The following is a 4,834-nucleotide window of genomic DNA, read 5'->3' on the forward strand; positions in this document are numbered from 1 at the left end:
GAATGCGTCTTGCCCTTGTCGTGATCGAAGAACACGCCCGGCGAACGGTGCATCTGCGAGACGATGACGCGCTCGGTGCCGTTGACCACGAAGGTGCCGTTCATCGTCATGAGCGGGATGTCGCCCATGTAGACGTCCTGCTCCTTGATGTCCTTGACCGAGCGGGCGCCGGTTTCCTCGTCGATATCGAACACGATGAGACGCAGCGTCACCTTCAGCGGCGCCGCATAGGTCATGCCGCGCTGGCGGCACTCATCGACGTCATACTTCGGCGGCTCGAATTCGTAGCGAACGAATTCCAGCATCGAGGCGTTAGAGAAGTCCGAAATCGGAAACACCGACCGGAAGACCGCTTGCAGGCCCTCATCTTCACGACCGCCCGGAGGCTCCGCCACCATCAGGAACTGGTCGTAAGACGCCTTCTGAACCTCGATGAGGTTCGGCATCTCGGCGACTTCCCGGATGTGACCGAAGAACTTGCGAACGCGTTTGCGACCGGTGAACGTCTGCTGCGCCATCGTGGCCTCTCATGTCGTCGCCCGGCGGGGCGAACCTTCCGAGGCGCGATCCGCACCGCCCCCGGGTTGAATTACCGCACATCCGAAATTCAGAAACTGGATGTCAGGAACTAAATCCTAAATCCACGCAACACGAATCCCGAACGCAAAACGACGTGCGGGGCGCCAGCGCACCCGCCCGTCAAAACCATCTCGTCACAGACCTAAAAAGCCCGAAATTGCCGATTCTCCTAGAGGCTGCGCGGAATGCTACCATATCCATCGCGCCTGCGCTTTCGTGCTGCCGGACCAATATGGGACGGCAATATGGTGATTCGAGGGGCGATCCCCACTCCTCCCCACACATTCCTGTGACGGCCTCGGAAGCAGCGGATCCTCCGCCCCCACCGCCGCGACCGGGGCCGGCGAACCGGCCCCAACCGCTTGATCTCGCCAACCCCTCCGACGTCATGGCCGAGCTCGACCCGGCCATCCACGTCTTGGGGCCGATCCCCGGGTCTCGCTGACGCTCGACCGGGGATGGACCTCTAGTAACCGGTGGTTACTTGAGTTCGACCTTGGCGCCAGCCTTCTCGAGCTGAGCCTTGATCTTCTCGGCTTCGTCCTTGGCAACGCCTTCCTTGATCGGCTTCGGCGCGCCTTCGACGAGGTCCTTGGCTTCCTTGAGGCCGAGACCGGTGATCGCACGAACTTCCTTGATCACTTCGATCTTCTTGTCGCCAGCCGAAGCAAGCACGACGGTGAAGTCGGTCTTTTCCTCGGCGGCGGCGGCAGCGCCACCACCAGCGCCCGGCGCAGCGGCAACCGCCACGGCAGCAGCGGCCGAGACGCCCCACTTCTCTTCGAGCAGCTTCGCAAGTTCGGCGGCTTCGAGCACGGTGAGGCTCGACAGGTCGTCGACGATTTTCTGCAGATCAGCCATTGAATCAGTTCCTTACGGGTATCAGTTCGAACCAGGGTTGATTGGGAGTGAAGCGTCAGGCCGCTTCGCTTTTGGAGGCATAGGCCTGAACCACCCGCGCGACCTTGGCCGCGGGAGCAGTCGACAGCTGCGCGATCTTGGTGGCCGGCGCGACCAGGAGGCCGACCAGCTTGCCACGCAGTTCGTCGAGCGACGGCAGCGAGGCCAGAGCCTTCACACCGTCGACGTTCAGGACAGTCTTGCCCATCGAACCGCCGAGAATGACGAACTTCTCGTTCGCCTTGGCAAATTCGACGGCAATCTTCGGCGCCGCCACCGGATCGTCGGAAGTCGCGATCACGGTCGGCCCCTTCAGCAGGGAGCCGATGGCAACGACGTCGGTGCCTTCAAGAGCAATTTTGGCGAGACGGTTCTTCGAGACCTTCACCGACGCGCCCGCCTGCTTCATCTGCTGACGCAGCTTCTGCATCTGGGCCACGGTGAGGCCGGAATAATGAGCGACGACCGCAACGCTGGTGGTCTGGAACAGACCATTCAGCGAATCGACCGCCTCTTTCTTTGCCGCTCTATCCACAGCAAGCTCTTTCCGGTTGGCGGTCTCTGCGAGCAGGACCGCCGGGTTGCACCCTTCGCCCTACCCCAAACCATCCACAAGACACACGGCCTTCAGACACCCTGGGGCAAAACGAATCTTACAGCCTGCCCTCCCGTATGAACGCCGGCCAAAGCCATTGCCCTCACGGGGTGTCGAGGTTCGAACCCACTCCGCGCCCTGCCATACGGCAGGCCACAAAATCCGGTTTTCACCCGTCTATGCAGGTCATTCGATTAAGCGTCGGACGAAACACGAAATTTCGACGTCGGCACCTGCAGTCTTGGACAGGACGGGATCGATAAGGCCACGCCGACGAACCGGCCAGCCTCGGCGATCCCTGCTCGCACTCCCCTGCAGCGTCAGTCGTCCGGCCCTTCGAGCGATCCAAAAACGGATGACTTGAAGGACTGGTCTCCTATCGATACCGGTGAACGGAATGCGCGCACGGGCGCGCCAGCACCAGCCAGCACGCCCGGAAGGCATTGTTTAACGAGTCTTTTCCGGCTTGCCAAGGCCGTTTTGGCGAGAACGGCATCTTTTATGCAGGGCGATGCTCGACCCCGATCAACCGATCTCTCAGCCGCCGGGCTGAACTTGCATCTACCACCTCGGTTTTTCGCCCGCCTTACGACTCCGGACGAAGGCGGTCATCGTTGTAGCGGCCCCTCACCGAACAGGCCGCTACGCCACCTTGTACGGCAATTTACGCCCCGAGAAGAACGCCGCCAGATTTGCGATTACGCAGTCCTGCATCGCCACATGCGCATCGAGCGTATGGCCGCCGATGTGCGGGGTCAGCACCACGTTCGGCAGTTCGCTGAGCGCGTCAGGCGCGTACGGCTCCTGCTCGAAAACATCCAGCCCCGCCCCCGCGATGGTGCCGTCTGCGAGAGCGGCGACCAGCGCCGGCTGGTCGATCACGGAACCACGGGAGATGTTGACCAGCACGCCGTCCTTGCCGAGCCGCTTCAGCATCGAGGCATCGATGATGCGTTGGGTGTCCGGGCCGGCGCGGACCGCGATGAGCAGCACGTCACACCAGTCGATCAGCTCACCGAGATCGCCGACATAGCGGTACGGGACGTCGTGGCGGCTGCGGCTGTGATAGGCCATCTCGGTCTCGAACGCGGCGGCGCGGGCTGCGATCTTGCGACCAATTTCGCCAATACCATAAACTCCGACCTTCGCGCCGGTCATCCCACGCGGCGGCTTGAGCAGCGGCGACGGCTTGGCGCTAGCCCAGCCGCCGGCGCGCAGATAGGCGTCGGCCGGAATCACACGTCTCATCAAGGCAAGCAGCAGCGTCAACGCCAGGTCCGCCACTGCAGAAGCGTTTGCGGCCGGGCTGTTGCCGATGACAATATTGCGTTCGGCGGCGGCTTTCAGGTCGACGCCGTCATAGCCGGTGCCGTAGCAGACGACGGCGCCGAGAGACGGCAGGAGGTCGAAGGTCTCCCGGCCGAGCGGCTGGGCGCCCATTGTCAGCAGCGCGCGGACATCTTTGAGCTGGTCGGCGCTGAACACCTCCCCGGCCGGCTTGCCGCCGGTCTCCAGCAGCTCGAACTTCTCTCCGAACCGCGCCAGCATCGACTTGGCGAACCGCGAAAACACCAGAACCTTGTCGGCCAACTCGCTCTCCCGTTTCTTGTTGTTGTTGCGCAAAGCAAAGGGCGGACCGGTTGCCCGATCCGCCCTTGTTATTCAATGAGCGCCAAGCCGCAAGCGGCTTAGTTGATGGTGCCGGGCTCGACCTTGACGCCCGGGCCCATCGACGACGACACCGCGACGCGCTGGACATAGGTGCCCTTGGCGCCGGTCGGCTTCGCCTTGTTGACCGCGTCCGCAAGCGCCTTGATGTTCTCGACCAGCTTGTCTTCGCCGAACGAGGCCTTGCCGACGCCGGCCTGGATGATGCCAGCCTTCTCGACGCGGAACTCGACCGAACCGCCCTTGGCGCCCTTGACGGCGCCGGCGACGTCCATGGTCACGGTGCCGATCTTCGGGTTCGGCATCATGCCGCGCGGGCCGAGCACCTTACCAAGGCGGCCGACCAGCGGCATCATGTCGGGGGTCGCGATGCAGCGATCGAAGTTGATGTTGCCGGCCTGCACCTGCTCCACCAGATCCTCCGCGCCGACCACGTCGGCACCCGCTGCCTTGGCCTCGTCCGCCTTGGCGCCGCGCGCGAACACGCCGACGCGCACGGAGCGGCCGGTGCCGTTCGGCAGCATCACCACGCCGCGGACCATCTGGTCGGCGTGACGCGGATCGACGCCGAGGTTCAGCGCGACTTCGATGGTTTCGTCGAACTTCGAGGTCGCACGCTCCTTCACCATCTTCACCGCCTCTTCGAGCGGATAAAGCTTGGTGCGGTCGATGCCCTCGCGGATCTTCTTCGTTCGCTTACCGATTGCCATGATGCGTTACCCCTCGACCTGCAGGCCCATCGAACGGGCGGAGCCCTCGACCATGCGCATGGCCGACTCGACGGTGTCGCAATTGAGATCCTTCATCTTCTTCTCGGCGATCTCGCGCACCTGGGCGGAGGTCACCTTGCCGGCGACGTCACGGCCCGGCGCCTTGGCGCCGGACTGGATCTTCGCCGCCTGCTTGAGGAAGAAGGACATCGGCGGGGTCTTCATCTCGAAGGTGAACGACCGATCGGCGTAGATCGTGATCACCACCGGAATCGGCGTGTTCTTCTCTTCCTTCTGGGTCTGCGCGTTGAACGCCTTGCAGAACTCCATGATGTTGAGGCCGCGCTGACCAAGCGCGGGACCGATCGGAGGCGACGGGTTC

5 protein-coding genes and 1 pseudogene are annotated in these 4,834 nt (G+C 63.2%); all 6 read right to left on the bottom strand.

The annotated features are described in order from the left end of the window. Window positions 1-518 (bottom strand): annotated as a pseudogene (locus tag ACOJTD_RS12975) (DNA-directed RNA polymerase subunit beta); the annotation flags it as partial. A gap of 541 nt (window positions 519-1,059) precedes the next feature. After that, window positions 1,060-1,440 carry a 50S ribosomal protein L7/L12 gene (rplL, locus tag ACOJTD_RS12980; RefSeq protein ID WP_420133319.1) on the bottom strand — a complete coding sequence of 127 codons (381 nt, stop codon included), beginning with the start codon at window positions 1,438-1,440 and terminating at the stop codon, window positions 1,060-1,062. A gap of 55 nt (window positions 1,441-1,495) precedes the next feature. Further along, on the bottom strand, window positions 1,496-2,014 hold the full coding sequence (gene rplJ, locus ACOJTD_RS12985; RefSeq protein WP_054163761.1) for a 50S ribosomal protein L10: 519 nt from the start codon (window positions 2,012-2,014) through the stop codon (window positions 1,496-1,498). A gap of 702 nt (window positions 2,015-2,716) precedes the next feature. After that, window positions 2,717-3,664: a 2-hydroxyacid dehydrogenase gene (locus ACOJTD_RS12990; protein WP_420133320.1), complete on the bottom strand. Its 948-nt coding sequence runs from the start codon at window positions 3,662-3,664 to the stop codon at window positions 2,717-2,719. 98 nt (window positions 3,665-3,762) lie between these two features. After that, the gene (gene rplA, locus ACOJTD_RS12995) at window positions 3,763-4,452 is read right to left on the bottom strand and encodes a 50S ribosomal protein L1 (protein WP_420133321.1); all 690 of its coding nucleotides are present in this window, start codon (window positions 4,450-4,452) and stop codon (window positions 3,763-3,765) included. 6 nt (window positions 4,453-4,458) lie between these two features. Continuing rightward, window positions 4,459-4,834: 50S ribosomal protein L11 (gene rplK, locus ACOJTD_RS13000; protein ID WP_420133322.1), on the bottom strand; the 376-nt coding region annotated here is incomplete at its 5' end.

This window comes from Rhodopseudomonas sp. (genome assembly GCF_048594845.1).
Classification (GTDB): domain Bacteria; phylum Pseudomonadota; class Alphaproteobacteria; order Rhizobiales; family Xanthobacteraceae; genus Rhodopseudomonas.

What these genes read in the sequence shown, in the direction of transcription:
- rplL (WP_420133319.1), bottom strand. Translation starts at nt 1,440, where the DNA reads ATGGCTGATCTGCAGAAAATCGTCGACGACCTGTCGAGCCTCACCGTG.
- rplA (WP_420133321.1), bottom strand. Translation starts at nt 4,452, where the DNA reads ATGGCAATCGGTAAGCGAACGAAGAAGATCCGCGAGGGCATCGACCGC.